We start from the raw sequence: 12,644 nt of genomic DNA on the forward strand, positions 1-12,644 counted from the left end.
TTACAGTTTGGTGCCCATGTCGGTGGTCTTAAGTCCCAAAGCCACTCCACAAGAGTCGCGCCCAGGGGCACCCAAGGTTTTTCGTTAGAGAAATTCACAAAGGTTGAATATGGACATGAACAAGGCCGAAACGGCATCTGCTGCTGCGAGCGCGCAAGAATTGCGCGGCGCTGAAATCCTCGTCAAAGCGCTTCAAGCTGAGAACGTTCAGTACATCTGGGGATATCCCGGTGGTGCTGTGCTTCACATTTACGACGCTTTCTACAAACAAGACACCATCCAGCACGTTTTGGTGCGCCACGAGCAAGCTGCCGTGCACGCAGCCGACGGCTTTGCGCGCGCCACGGGTGAGGTAGGTGTAGCGCTGGTCACTTCGGGCCCCGGCCTGACCAATGCCGTGACCGGCATTGCCACCGCATACATGGACAGCATCCCCATGGTGATCATCAGCGGGCAAGTACCCACTGCGGCCATCGGCCTCGATGCTTTCCAGGAATGCGACACCGTGGGCATCACGCGTCCCATCGTCAAGCACAACTTCTTGGTCAAAGATGCCAAGGACATGGCCGAGGTCATGAAAAAGGCCTTCCACATTGCACGCAGCGGCCGTCCAGGCCCCGTGGTCGTGGACATCCCCAAAGACGTGTCGTTCAACAAGGCGCTGTACACCGGTTACCCCGAGTCGGTTGAAATGCGTTCGTACAACCCGGTGCGCAAGGGGCACGGCGGACAGATCCGCAAGGCCTTGCAGCTCTTGATGTCGGCCAAGCGCCCTTACATCTACACCGGTGGTGGCGTGCTGATGAGCGAAGCCAGTGGCGAGTTGCGGGCACTGGTCGATCTGCTGAACTACCCCGTGACCAACACCTTGATGGGCTTGGGCGCGTTCCCTGCGACCGATCGCCGCTTTCTGGGCATGCTGGGCATGCATGGCACGCTCGAAGCCAACAACGCCATGCAAAACTGCGATGTTTTGCTGGCCATCGGTGCCCGTTTTGACGATCGCGTGATCGGCAACCCCAAGCATTTCGCTTCGGTCGAGCGCAAGATCATCCACATCGACATCGACCCTTCGAGCATCTCCAAGCGCGTCAAGGTGGATGTGCCGATCGTGGGTGACGTCAAGGACGTGTTGACCGAGCTGATGGGCATGATCCGCGAGTCTGGCCAAAAGCCCGACGCTCAGGCGCTGGGCCAGTGGTGGGAAACCATCGAAGGCTGGCGCAAACGCGATTGCATGAAGTACGACAACAGCAACAGCTTGGTGATCAAGCCACAAAAGGTCATCGAGACCTTGTGGAACATGACCAAGGACGCCGATGCGTACATCACCTCCGATGTGGGCCAGCACCAGATGTGGGCCGCCCAGTACTACAAGTTCAATGAACCGCGCCGCTGGATCAACTCCGGCGGTCTGGGCACGATGGGTGTGGGCATTCCCTACGCCATGGGCATCAAGCTGGCCAAGCCAGACAGCGAAGTGTTCTGTGTGACCGGCGAGGGTTCTGTGCAGATGTGCATTCAAGAACTCTCGACTTGCCTGCAGTACAACACGCCCATCAAAGTAGTGGCCTTGAACAACGGTTACTTGGGCATGGTGCGCCAGTGGCAGGAGATTGATTACTCCGGTCGTTACAGCCACAGTTACATGGACGCGCTGCCCAACTTCGTCAAGTTGGCCGAGGCTTATGGCCACGTTGGTATTCTGGTCGAAAAACCGGAAGATGTGGAGCCTGCTTTGCGCGAGGCCCGTCGCCTCAAGGACCGGACTGTGTTCCTGGACATTCGCACGGACCCCACAGAGAACGTTTTCCCCATGGTGAAGGCGGGCAAGGGCATCACCGAGATGCTGCTTGGCGCGGAGGATCTGTAATCATGAAACACATCATCGCTGTACTGATTGAAAACGAAGCCGGTGCCCTGTCCCGCGTGGTGGGCTTGTTCTCGGCCCGTGGTTACAACATCGAGTCGCTGACGGTGGCCCCCACCGAAGACCCGAGCTTGTCGCGCATGACCATTCTGACCAACGGGTCGGATGACGTGATCGAGCAGATCACCAAGCATTTGAACCGCTTGATCGAAGTGGTCAAGGTGGTGGACTTGACCGAAGGCGCGTACACCGAGCGCGAGCTGATGCTGGTGAAGGTGCGCGCCGTGGGCAAGGAACGCGAAGAAATGAAACGCATGGCCGACATCTTTCGCGGCCGCGTGATCGACGTCACCGACAAGAGCTACACCATTGAGCTGACCGGTGACCAGTCTAAGAACGACGCCTTTTTGGAGGCGATCGACCGCAGTGCCATTTTGGAGACCGTGCGCACGGGTGCATGCGGTATCGGGCGCGGCGAGCGCATCCTGCGCGTCTAAACTTAACTCTTGAAACTGTTTATTCCTAAGGAGAACCCCCATGAAAGTTTTTTACGACAAAGACTGTGATCTGTCCCTGATCAAAGGCAAAACCGTGGCCATCATTGGTTACGGCTCGCAAGGTCACGCACACGCGCAAAACCTGAACGAGAGCGGCGTCAAAGTCGTGGTCGGTCTGCGCAAAGGTGGCGCATCTTGGGACAAAGTCGCCAAAGCGGGCCTGACCGTGATGGAAGTCAACGACGCTGTCAAAGCCGCTGACGTGGTCATGATCTTGTTGCCTGACGAAAACATCCCTGAGGTCTACCAGAACAACGTCGCGCCCAACATGAAGCAAGGCGCTACTTTGGCGTTTGCCCACGGCTTCAACGTGCATTACAACCAAGTCATCCCACGCGCTGACCTGGACGTGATCATGGTCGCCCCCAAGGGCCCAGGCCACACCGTGCGTTCCGAATACCTCAAGGGTGGCGGCGTGCCATCCCTGATCGCTGTGTACCAGGACAAGTCCGGCAAAGCCCGTGACCTGGCCCTGTCTTATGCCATGGCCAACGGTGGCGGCAAAGGCGGCATCATTGAAACCAACTTCAAAGAAGAAACTGAAACCGACCTGTTCGGTGAGCAAGCCGTGTTGTGCGGCGGCGCGGTGGAATTGGTGAAGATGGGCTTCGAAACTTTGACCGAAGCTGGCTACGCGCCTGAAATGGCTTACTTCGAGTGCTTGCACGAGTTGAAGCTGATCGTGGACTTGATGTACGAAGGCGGCATCGCCAACATGAACTACTCGATCTCGAACAACGCCGAATACGGCGAGTACGTGACGGGTACTGAAGTCATCAACGAAAAGTCTCGCGAAGCCATGCGTGCTGCCTTGAAGCGCATCCAGACCGGTGAGTACGCCAAAATGTTCATCTTGGAAGGCAAGACCAACTACCCAAGCATGACCGCACGTCGCCGCTTGAATGCCGAGCATTCGATCGAAACCGTGGGTGCCAAACTGCGCGCCATGATGCCTTGGATTTCCAAGAACAAGCTGGTCGACCAGACCCGCAACTGATTTGCTTTTTGCAATTTGGGGAAAGGCCACCGCGGTGGCCTTTTTTCATGGGCGACTGAGTGACTTAAACTCATAGGCTGACGCCGTGCTCTGCAGCCTATGGACTGGAATGGATGATGAACAACGATACCGATAAATTCGATGACGCTGAAATGCTGGCCTTGAATCGCAAGCCATCCAAGGGCATTTACATGTTGCCCAACATGATCACCTTGGCCGCCTTGTTTGGTGGTTTCTACGCCATTGTGATGGCGATGAATGGGCGTTTCGACCTGGCCACCATCGGTATCTTGTGTGCCATGGTGTTGGACAGTCTGGACGGCCGAGTGGCCCGCATGACCAATACCCAGAGTGCATTTGGCGAACAAATGGATTCTTTGTCTGACATGGTGTCTTTTGGCGCAGCGCCTGCCCTGATTGCTTATGTCTGGGGCCTCAAGAGTCTGGGGCGCTGGGGCTGGATCGCTGCCTTTGTCTATTGTGCTTGCGCCGCACTGCGCTTGGCGCGTTTCAATGTGAATACAGCGGTGGTCGACAAGCGTTATTTCCAGGGCTTGCCTTCTCCGGCCGCCGCCGCTTTGGTGACGGGCTTCATCTGGATCATGATTGAAAACGCCATCGATCCTCAACGTGTGGCTTGGTGGATGTTTGCGGTGGCCTTGTTTTCGGGCTTGACCATGGTGACCAATGTGCCGTTCTACAGTTTCAAAGACATGCACATGAAAAAGACGGTGCCCTTTGTCTCGCTGGTCTTGGTGGCTTTGGGCATTGCTGTGGTGAACATTGACCCGCCAACGGTCTTGTTCGCAATTTTTGTGGGTTATGGTTTGAGTGGGTATGCCATTTACATTTGGCGCAAGGCCAAAGGCCAGCCTGCCAGCATGATCAGTACGTCAACCGATGAACCCGAAGAGCGCGGCCTTCACCAGTGATGTCTTGTCCATGACAAGGTGTTGATTTTTCTGTGATAAAGTGAATACATGAAACAACTTTTGCTGGCTCTACTGCTAACGCCTCACGGGCGGGATGTGTAGCGCAGGCGAACATTGTCCTCAAAGGCCCGTATGCCATCCGCAACGGGCCTTTTGCATTGGTGCATGGAATTTGCGGGTATTGACCAGGAGTGAACATGACTGACAAATTGATTATTTTCGACACCACCTTGCGCGATGGCGAACAATCGCCTGGCGCATCGATGACCCGTGACGAGAAGTTACGCATCGCTCGTCAACTGGAACGCCTGCGTGTGGACGTGATTGAAGCTGGGTTTGCCGCAAGCTCTAACGGGGATTTCGAGGCTGTTCAAACCATTGCCAATGCGATCAAGGATTCCACCATCTGTTCCTTGTCGCGCGCCAATGACCGCGACATTGCCCGTGCTGCAGAGGCTCTGAAAGGGGCCAACAGCGGGCGGATCCACACCTTCATTGCCACGTCGGCTTTGCACATGGAAAAAAAGCTGCGCATGACACCGGATCAGGTGCTTGAGCAAGCCAAACAATCTGTGCGCTTTGCACGCAATTTGATGGGGGACATCGAGTTCAGCCCGGAAGACGGTTACCGCAGTGACATCGACTTCTTGTGCCGCGTGCTCGAAGCCGTCATTGCAGAAGGTGCCACCACCATCAACGTGCCCGACACGGTGGGTTATGCCGTGCCAGAGTTGTACGGTAACTTCATCAAGACTTTGCGCGAACGCATTCCCAACTCGGACAAGGCCATCTGGTCGGTGCATTGCCACAACGATTTGGGCATGGCCGTGGCCAACTCCTTGGCGGGGGTCAAGATTGGCGGCGCACGTCAGGTCGAGTGCACGATCAACGGCCTGGGCGAGCGCGCAGGAAACTGCTCGCTCGAAGAAGTGGTCATGGCGCTCAAGACACGTCGTGATTACTTTGGCCTGGATGTGGGCATCGATGCCAGCCATATCGTGGCAGCCAGCCGCATGGTCAGTCAGACCACTGGCTTCGTGGTGCAACCCAATAAAGCGGTCGTGGGTGCAAATGCCTTTGCGCACGCCTCCGGTATCCACCAGGATGGCGTGCTCAAGGCGCGAGACACTTACGAGATCATGCGGGCCGAAGATGTGGGATGGACCACCAACAAGATCGTTTTGGGTAAGCTCAGTGGTCGCAACGCGTTCAAGCAGCGCTTGCAGGATCTGGGTGTGACGCTCGACAGCGAAACAGAAATCAACAACGCTTTTGCCAAGTTCAAGGAGTTGGCAGACCGCAAGAGTGAAATCTTTGACGAAGACATCTTGGCCCTGGTGAGCGACGAAAGCGTCACGGTCGAGAAGGAGCAGTTCGGCTTTGTGTCCATGTCCCAGCACAGTGAAACCGGTGAGCGCCCGCAGGCCTCGGTGGTGTTCATGGTCGCTGGGAAAGAGGTTCATGGTCAGTCCGACGGCAATGGGCCTGTGGATGCCTCCCTCAAGGCCATCGAGTCCATTGTGAAAAGCGGTGCTGAAATGGTGCTGTATTCGGTCAACGCCATCAGCGGGTCAACCGAAAGCCAGGGCGAGGTGACAGTGCGTCTGCAAAACAGTGGCCGTGTCGTCAATGGCGTGGGATCGGACCCGGACATTGTGGTGGCATCGGCCAAGGCGTACCTCAGTGCGCTCAATAAATTACAAAGCAAAGCCGATCGCGTGGCTGCACAAGGTTGAAGTGAGTTCTTAAGAGTTAATATCCATCTTTATAAAAGTCACGCAAGTTATTGTTCTTGCGTGACTTTTTTTATTTCAGTAAACTAGAGTTTGATATTCAAAATGAATACTGCAGAGAGCCTCGTCATGCGTCAAAATTCCACCGTACCTTTCCCGGCACCCACGCCATGGCTCAATCGCTTTGTTTCAGTGATGGCTGTCGGTTTGATCGCGGCTTTCACACCACTGTCGGCATCAGCCATTGTTCAAGCAGTGCATGCCAATGGGCACAAGCGGGTTGTCAATATCAAGAAATCCAAATTGAGTGCGGTTCAGACCAGTCGTGCAATGCAGTCACGACAAACGCCAGCCGTGCCGGTCCGTGCATCCTTTGGTCAAATGGCAGGTTTGCACACCGCTTCGGACCCCTTGGAATTGCGCTCCAGTGTGGCGTTGGTCATTGATCAAGATACGCGGGAAGTTTTGCTGCGCAAGAATGATCAAGCCGTATTGCCCATTGCATCGTTGACCAAGTTGATGACAGGATTGGTGATTTCTGAGGCGCAATTGCCCATGTCCGAAATGATCGCCATTACACAGGCCGACGTGGATACCGAAAAAGGCAGTTCTTCTCGTTTGGCGGTCGGATCTGTCCTCAGTCGTGGTGATTTGCTGCATCTGGCCCTCATGTCCAGCGAGAACAGGGCTGCGCATGCCTTGGGGCGTACCTTTCCGGAGGGCCTTGAGGCGTTTGTGGCACGCATGAACGCACGTGCAAAAGCTTTGGGCATGAAAGACACTCGTTACGTGGAGCCCACTGGCCTATCAAGCCAAAATCAATCCAGCGCTAATGACTTGGCTACCTTGGTTGGGGCGGCCTACAAAGAGCCGGTGTTGCGCGAGTTGTCAACCTCACCTGGCCGTGAAATTGCTGTGGGTCATCGGACTTTGCAGTACAACAACACCAACCGATTGGTGAAAAGTCCGCAGTGGGATATTGGCTTGCAAAAAACTGGCTATATCTCTGAAGCTGGGCAATGCTTGGTCATGCAAGCGCAGGTTTCTGGGCGCAAGCTGATCATGGTTTTTCTTGATTCAGCCGGGAAACTCAGCCGCATCGCTGATGCTGAGCGTGTTCGCCGCTGGATAGAGAAGTCGTCGCCCGTCACCGGTACCAAGCACGTGGCACTGACGGAAAATTTACCCAGTTAAAATAAATTCCTCAATGGGAGGCGTTCATTCAAGATGCTCAACGCTCGGCTCTGTAGCCCAGCGTTGCAGATATTTCTCCCGCAGCGGCTTGCAATTTGGGTAACCAACTTTCATCAAGCCGATCGGCCGGTGCGGAGATAGACAGACCCGCCATCAGTTTCCCTTGGTCATCGTAAATCCCTGCGGCAATGCAACGAACACCCAATTCCAGTTCTTCATTGTCGCGAGCAATGCCGTATTGTTTGACACGGCTAAGTTCTCTTTCGAGCACGGGCAATTGAGTGATGCTGTTGCGTGTTTGGCCTGACAAACCGGTTCTGCTGGCATAAGAGCGCACTCTAAGTGGATCATCCGCAGCAAGAAAGAGTTTGCCGACTGACGTCAAATGCAAGGGTGCTCGTCCTCCAATGGCGCGCACTACCTGCATGCCAGAGCGTTCGCTGTAAGCACGCTCGATGTAAACGATTTCATCACCTTGACGCATGCTGAGATTCACCGGTTGCTGAATCAGTTTGTGCAGTTCGCGCATCGGAGTCAGCGCAGCATCGCGCACATTCAGTCGACCTTTGACCAGATTGCCCAATTCCAGCAGTCGCATGCCCAGTCGGTAGTTGCCTGCCTCTGGACGGTCCACAAAACGTCCTGTGGCTAAGTCATTCAAGATGCGGTGTGCCGTGGATGGGTGCAATCCTGTCTTCTCGCTGATCTCTTTGAGTGAGATGGCCTCTTCGCGCGAGGCGAGCACATCGATCAAGGAGAACATGCGTTCAATCACCTGAATTGTTGGTGTGGGAGCAAGGACGTGTTCTTTTTTCATGCGATTTAGCAAATCTGGGCTGATTTTATACTGTGAAAAATATTGACCAATTCATACCCAAGCTTGCCATTGCCCATGCGTGCGAATTTCACAGGGCGCGAACTGAGACTTGTAGTTCATCTTGGCGCTGTTGTCGATCCAATAACCCAAATACACATAAGGCAATTGGAGTTGAGCGGCTTGTGTCAGTTGCCAAAGAACGCCGTAAGTTCCATAGCTGGCCTTTTCGTTGGGTTCGTAAAATGTGTAAACGGCCGACAAACCTTCGTTCAGAACATCAATGATGCTGACCATTTTGAGTGCGCCCAATTGGTCATTGTCAGTGGGTGTTCGAAATTCCACGATGCGCGAATTGACTCTGCTTTGCAGCAGAAATTGGCTGTATTGATCGATGCTGTCTTGATCCATGCCGCCGCCGACATGGCGTGCATTTTGGTAGCGCAAATACAGCGTGTAATGTTCGAGATCAAACTGCAAATCCAGCACGCGAATTGTCAGATTCTGATGTAACCGCTGAGCACGCTTTTGGCTGCGGTTTGGCTTGAATTGAGCCACGTTCACTCGCAAAGGTAAGCAAGCCTGACAACCATCGCAAAAAGGTCTGTAAGTGAACATGCCGCTTCGGCGAAAACCTTGTTCTACCAATTCCGAATACACCTCGTTTTGGATCATGTGGCTGGGTGTAGCGACTTGTGAACGTGCCATGCGCGCAGGTAAATAGCTGCATTCGTAGGGCGCAGTTGCATAAAACTGCAGGGTTTGCATTGGGAGGTCGTTCAGGTGCGTCACGCTGGGGTGTCCAAAGCCATTAACGCATCCCAGTATAAGGATTGCAGCGCCCAGTCAATATCGCTGAACTGCAGGTCGCGTGTGATGCCTTGGAGGAAATCGGTTCGATTCATTTCGCTTGCGCCAAGGAAGGCAAGATGTCGGGTGTTTTGTTGGCAGTCAATGGCTTTGATGCCATGCTTTAGGCAAACGCTTACCAAGCATGCCAAGGCCATTTTGGAGCCGTCTGTGATCGTGGTGAACATCGATTCGCCGAATACAGCATGGCCCAAGGCAACAAAATACAAACCCGCAACCATTTGACCATCTAGCCAGACCTCGGCGCTGTGCGCGTGTCCTTGTTTGTGCAGGTCTTCATAGACCGTCATCATCTCTGGCGCGATCCAAGTGCCATTTTGTCCGGAGCGGGGTATATGGGCGCAGCGCTGTATCACCTGAAAAAAGTCGCGGTCGAAGCAAATAGAAAACCGTGGACTCAGCATCCAGTGTTTGAGTCGTTGCCGCAATGAGCGGTGGAAACGGAAGCGATGAACATTTAAAACCATGCGGGGGTCGGGGCTCCACCACAACACAGGTTGACCGGGACTGAACCATGGGAAGATGCCGCAGCTGTAGGCTTCCAGTAAACGTTGCACGCTCAGATCTTTTCCGGCGGCAAGCAAGCCAGGGGCAGATGATGTGCTGGCCCATGCCTGCGTCACGGGGGGCAAAGGCTCGTCTTGCCCTATCCAGGGCAGGGTAGAAGTCATGTCATTGCTAGGCATGGGGCAGATTACACAACAAATGCATGAGCAGATGGCCTGGTGCAAACAGGCTGACCAGTGTTTTTGGGTTTATGCTCAGAATGCGAATCTGGGCTGGTGGCCCATAAGGTTTGCCACAGGGCATACACCGCTTGCATGGGAGTGCAATTATTTTGAAGCCTGATTTCCCTTCGTCTTGGCTAAGGCCGCAATGGCCCGCGCCCACCCATGTCCGGGCTGTTGTGACCGATCGGCACGGTGGTGTTTCTGAACAACCCTATGACAGTATGAACTTGGGTGATCATGTAGGTGATTTTCCTGCAAATGTTTTGAGTAACAGGGCTCGTTTGCAGGCAGCAGTGGGGTGTCGTCCTGTATTTTTGCATCAAGTTCATGGAGTGGAATGTCTGGTGATCGATGAATCTACACCTGACAACGAGCAAGCAGACGCATCCATGAGCGGTGTTGCAGGCGTTGCGTGCACCATTATGGTGGCGGACTGCCTGCCAGTCTTGCTGTGTGATGCTGGCGGCCGGTGGGTGGCTGCTGCTCACGCTGGCTGGCGTGGATTGGCGGGCCGTTCCGGCTTGGGTGTATTGGAAAAATTGCTCGCCTCTTGTTTGCCACTTCACAACTCAGGCTCAGACATCTTGGTTTGGCTTGGGCCTTGCATTGGCCCCTTGGCATTTGAGGTTGGCCCAGAAGTGCGTGCGGCATTTTGTGATGGAGACAGCCAAGCGCAGTCCTTGTTTCAGCCTGTTGGGCAGGGAAAATTTTTGGCTGATTTGGCGGGTCTGGCTAGGCTGCGTTTGCAGCGGCTGGGGATTGAGCGAATTTTCGGCAACGACAGTCAACCCGCATGGTGCACGGCGACCCAGACTTCACGGTTCTTTTCCCATCGGCGCGACAGTCGAGTCCTCGGACACTCCGGTCGCATGGCCGCTTGCATTTGGTTGGAGCAGTGATTCGGAGGGGTTGATTGGCTTGAGTTCACGTTGTTCTTGGCGACGAATTTCTTTGCGGCGCAAGGGCGTACCTGCCAAGTAAATCACCAAGGACATAGGCAGTACGCCATACAACAGGAAAGTGATGATGGCGCCGAAAACGGTGCCCTGAGAACTGAAAGCCTCAGCAAGGGCCATCAATAAAGTGACATAAAGCCAGGCAATGACGATCAAATACATTTTTTTGTCTTGTAATTTAGGTGACATGAATTTGACTCATACTGTAGCCAGTAAGAGTCAAAAAAAGATCATCTTAGGAGGCAACAGATGAATGCATCTTCCCCGGAATTTTGGACCCCAATGTCCGAAAGCTTTCAGCAAAACCTGACCAAAAGCTGGGGCCAGGCCATGCAGCATTTTCAGGCCATGGATTTGGGTGGTTTGAAACCGGCGGCCGATGCGGCCCTGCCGGAGCTCAAATTCTCGCCTGAAAAGCTCCAGGCCCTGCAGGGGCAGTATTTTACGGACGCGACAGAGCTTTGGAACCAAAGCTTGCACAACAGCCTGCAAGTCAAGGATCGCCGTTTCTCGGGCGATGCTTGGATGTCCAACCCCGTTGCCGCTTTCAATGCCGCCACCTACCTGCTCAATGCCCGCACCCTGATGGGGCTGGCCGATGCGGTGGATGCAGACCCCAAGATCCGCACCCGCATCCGTTTTGCCATCGAACAATGGGTGGCTGCTGCAGCACCCAGTAACTTTTTGGCCTTCAACGCCGAAGCGCAAAAGAAAGCCGTCGAGACCAAAGGTGAGAGCATTGCCAAGGGCGTGCACAACCTGATGCACGACATGCAGCAAGGTCATGTGTCCATGACGGATGAAAGCCTGTTTGAAGTCGGCAAGAACGTGGCCACCACCGAAGGTGCCGTGGTATTCGAAAACGAATTTTTTCAGCTTATCGAGTACAAGTCACTGACTTCCAGGGTTTACGAAAAGCCGTTTCTGCTGATTCCACCCTGCATCAACAAGTTCTATATCCTCGACTTGCAGCCTGAAAATTCCCTGATCCGTTATGCGGTGAGCCAGGGGCACCGCACTTTCGTGGTCAGCTGGCGAAACCCCGATGAGTCGATGCAGAACAAGACCTGGGACGATTACATCGAGCAAGCCGCCATCCAAGCCATCCACACGGTACAAGACATTACCGGGGCACCCAAGATCAACGCCTTGGGTTTTTGCGTGGGCGGCACAATCCTCTCGACGGCCTTGGCCGTATTGGCCGCACGTGGCGAGAAACCCGTGGCCAGCGCCACTTTCCTCACGACGCTGATCAACTTCACCGACACCGGTATTTTGGACGTGTTCATTGACGAAAACTTCGTCAAGTTCCGCGAAATGCAAATGGGAAAGGGTGGCTTGCTCAAAGGCCAAGACTTGGCGTCCACCTTCAGCTTTTTGCGTCCCAACGACCTGGTCTGGAACTACGTGGTGGGTAACTACCTTAAAGGCGAAACACCGCCGCCCTTTGACCTGCTCTACTGGAACAGCGATTCGACCAACTTGCCTGGCCCCTTCTATTCCTGGTACCTGCGCAACACCTATCTGGAAAACAACTTGGTCAAACCCGGCAAGGCTAGGGTCTGCGGCGAAGCCATTGACCTGAGCCAGCTGGACTTGCCTGTGTACGTTTATGGTTCACGCGAAGACCACATCGTGCCCATCGGTGGTGCATACGCGAGCACCCAGGTGCTGCCGGGCAAGAAGCGTTTTGTCATGGGTGCCTCGGGCCACATCGCCGGCGTGATCAACCCGCCAGCGGCCAAAAAACGCAGCCACTGGTTGCGCGAGGACGGCAAGTTCCCGGCAGACGTGAACGACTGGATTGCCGGTGCCAAGGAAGTGTCCGGCAGTTGGTGGACCGACTGGTCTGACTGGCTCAAGAGCCATGCTGGCAAGCAAATTGCATCGCCCAAAAATTACGGCAAGGGCACGAAGTTCAAAGCCATTGAGGCGGCCCCCGGCCGTTATGTGAAGGCCAAGGCCTGATTGATTTTTATTGGAGACAAAA

At 54.5% G+C, this 12,644-nt stretch carries 12 protein-coding genes; 8 read left to right on the forward strand and 4 right to left on the reverse strand.

Annotated features, from left to right (window positions below; genetic code table 11):
• Positions 1-109: 109 nt before the first annotated feature.
• From B9Z52_RS15220 to B9Z52_RS15245, 6 genes are all read left to right on the forward strand, one after another.
• Positions 110-1,873, forward strand: coding sequence for an acetolactate synthase 3 catalytic subunit (locus tag B9Z52_RS15220; RefSeq protein WP_108414701.1), 1,764 nt, complete (start codon positions 110-112; stop codon positions 1,871-1,873).
• Positions 1,874-1,875: 2 nt separating this feature from the next.
• On the forward strand, positions 1,876-2,367 hold the full coding sequence (ilvN, locus tag B9Z52_RS15225; protein ID WP_108414702.1) for an acetolactate synthase small subunit: 492 nt from the start codon (positions 1,876-1,878) through the stop codon (positions 2,365-2,367).
• 40 nt (positions 2,368-2,407) lie between these two features.
• Positions 2,408-3,424, forward strand: coding sequence for a ketol-acid reductoisomerase (gene ilvC / locus B9Z52_RS15230; protein ID WP_108414703.1), 1,017 nt, complete (start codon positions 2,408-2,410; stop codon positions 3,422-3,424).
• Between the two features lie 116 nt (positions 3,425-3,540).
• Complete coding sequence (pssA, locus tag B9Z52_RS15235; RefSeq protein WP_108414704.1) at positions 3,541-4,356, forward strand: CDP-diacylglycerol--serine O-phosphatidyltransferase; 816 nt, start codon at positions 3,541-3,543, stop codon at positions 4,354-4,356.
• A 197-nt stretch (positions 4,357-4,553) separates the two neighbouring features.
• The gene (locus tag B9Z52_RS15240) at positions 4,554-6,092 is read left to right on the forward strand and encodes a 2-isopropylmalate synthase (RefSeq protein WP_108414705.1); all 1,539 of its coding nucleotides are present in this window, start codon (positions 4,554-4,556) and stop codon (positions 6,090-6,092) included.
• A gap of 126 nt (positions 6,093-6,218) precedes the next feature.
• A complete protein-coding gene (locus B9Z52_RS15245) occupies positions 6,219-7,283 on the forward strand; it encodes a serine hydrolase (protein WP_233251985.1) in 1,065 nt (354 codons plus the stop codon).
• A gap of 37 nt (positions 7,284-7,320) precedes the next feature.
• Here B9Z52_RS15245 and B9Z52_RS15250 read toward each other — a convergent pair whose 3' ends face one another.
• From B9Z52_RS15250 to aat, 3 genes are read right to left on the reverse strand one after another with little or no spacing between them, the layout of a single operon-like run.
• Entirely contained in the window at positions 7,321-8,100 is a 780-nt protein-coding gene (locus tag B9Z52_RS15250; protein WP_108414706.1) for an IclR family transcriptional regulator, read from the reverse strand.
• 51 nt (positions 8,101-8,151) lie between these two features.
• On the reverse strand, positions 8,152-8,889 hold the full coding sequence (locus B9Z52_RS15255; RefSeq protein ID WP_108414707.1) for an arginyltransferase: 738 nt from the start codon (positions 8,887-8,889) through the stop codon (positions 8,152-8,154).
• Positions 8,886-9,638: a leucyl/phenylalanyl-tRNA--protein transferase gene (gene aat / locus B9Z52_RS15260; protein WP_199222115.1), complete on the reverse strand. Its 753-nt coding sequence runs from the start codon at positions 9,636-9,638 to the stop codon at positions 8,886-8,888. The genes B9Z52_RS15255 and aat overlap by 4 nt, the downstream gene beginning before the upstream one ends.
• A 281-nt stretch (positions 9,639-9,919) precedes the next feature.
• Between aat and pgeF the strand changes: the two genes are divergently transcribed.
• The gene (gene pgeF, locus B9Z52_RS15265; protein WP_369907941.1) at positions 9,920-10,597 is read left to right on the forward strand and encodes a peptidoglycan editing factor PgeF; all 678 of its coding nucleotides are present in this window, start codon (positions 9,920-9,922) and stop codon (positions 10,595-10,597) included.
• Here pgeF and B9Z52_RS15270 read toward each other — a convergent pair.
• A complete protein-coding gene (locus B9Z52_RS15270; protein ID WP_369907942.1) occupies positions 10,514-10,843 on the reverse strand; it encodes a hypothetical protein in 330 nt (109 codons plus the stop codon). The two genes, pgeF and B9Z52_RS15270, sit on opposite strands and share 84 nt — an antisense overlap.
• Before the next feature lie 60 nt (positions 10,844-10,903).
• Here B9Z52_RS15270 and B9Z52_RS15275 point away from each other — a divergent pair, with 60 nt between their 5' ends.
• Entirely contained in the window at positions 10,904-12,622 is a 1,719-nt protein-coding gene (locus tag B9Z52_RS15275; RefSeq protein WP_108414710.1) for an alpha/beta hydrolase, read from the forward strand.
• The last annotated feature ends 22 nt before the right edge of the window (positions 12,623-12,644 follow it).

This window comes from Limnohabitans sp. Jir72 (assembly GCF_003063575.1).
Taxonomy (GTDB): domain Bacteria; phylum Pseudomonadota; class Gammaproteobacteria; order Burkholderiales; family Burkholderiaceae_C; genus Limnohabitans_A.

Bases quoted from the DNA above. Each gene is read 5' to 3' on its own strand.
- B9Z52_RS15250 (WP_108414706.1), bottom strand. From the start codon at position 8,100: ATGAAAAAAGAACACGTCCTTGCTCCCACACCAACAATTCAGGTGATT.
- pssA (WP_108414704.1), top strand. From the start codon at position 3,541: ATGAACAACGATACCGATAAATTCGATGACGCTGAAATGCTGGCCTTG.
- aat (WP_199222115.1), bottom strand. From the start codon at position 9,638: ATGACTTCTACCCTGCCCTGGATAGGGCAAGACGAGCCTTTGCCCCCC.
- B9Z52_RS15270 (WP_369907942.1), bottom strand. From the start codon at position 10,843: ATGTCACCTAAATTACAAGACAAAAAAATGTATTTGATCGTCATTGCC.
- ilvN (WP_108414702.1), top strand. From the start codon at position 1,876: ATGAAACACATCATCGCTGTACTGATTGAAAACGAAGCCGGTGCCCTG.
- ilvC (WP_108414703.1), top strand. From the start codon at position 2,408: ATGAAAGTTTTTTACGACAAAGACTGTGATCTGTCCCTGATCAAAGGC.
- B9Z52_RS15220 (WP_108414701.1), top strand. From the start codon at position 110: ATGGACATGAACAAGGCCGAAACGGCATCTGCTGCTGCGAGCGCGCAA.
- B9Z52_RS15240 (WP_108414705.1), top strand. From the start codon at position 4,554: ATGACTGACAAATTGATTATTTTCGACACCACCTTGCGCGATGGCGAA.
- B9Z52_RS15245 (WP_233251985.1), top strand. From the start codon at position 6,219: ATGCGTCAAAATTCCACCGTACCTTTCCCGGCACCCACGCCATGGCTC.
- pgeF (WP_369907941.1), top strand. From the start codon at position 9,920: ATGAACTTGGGTGATCATGTAGGTGATTTTCCTGCAAATGTTTTGAGT.
- B9Z52_RS15275 (WP_108414710.1), top strand. From the start codon at position 10,904: ATGAATGCATCTTCCCCGGAATTTTGGACCCCAATGTCCGAAAGCTTT.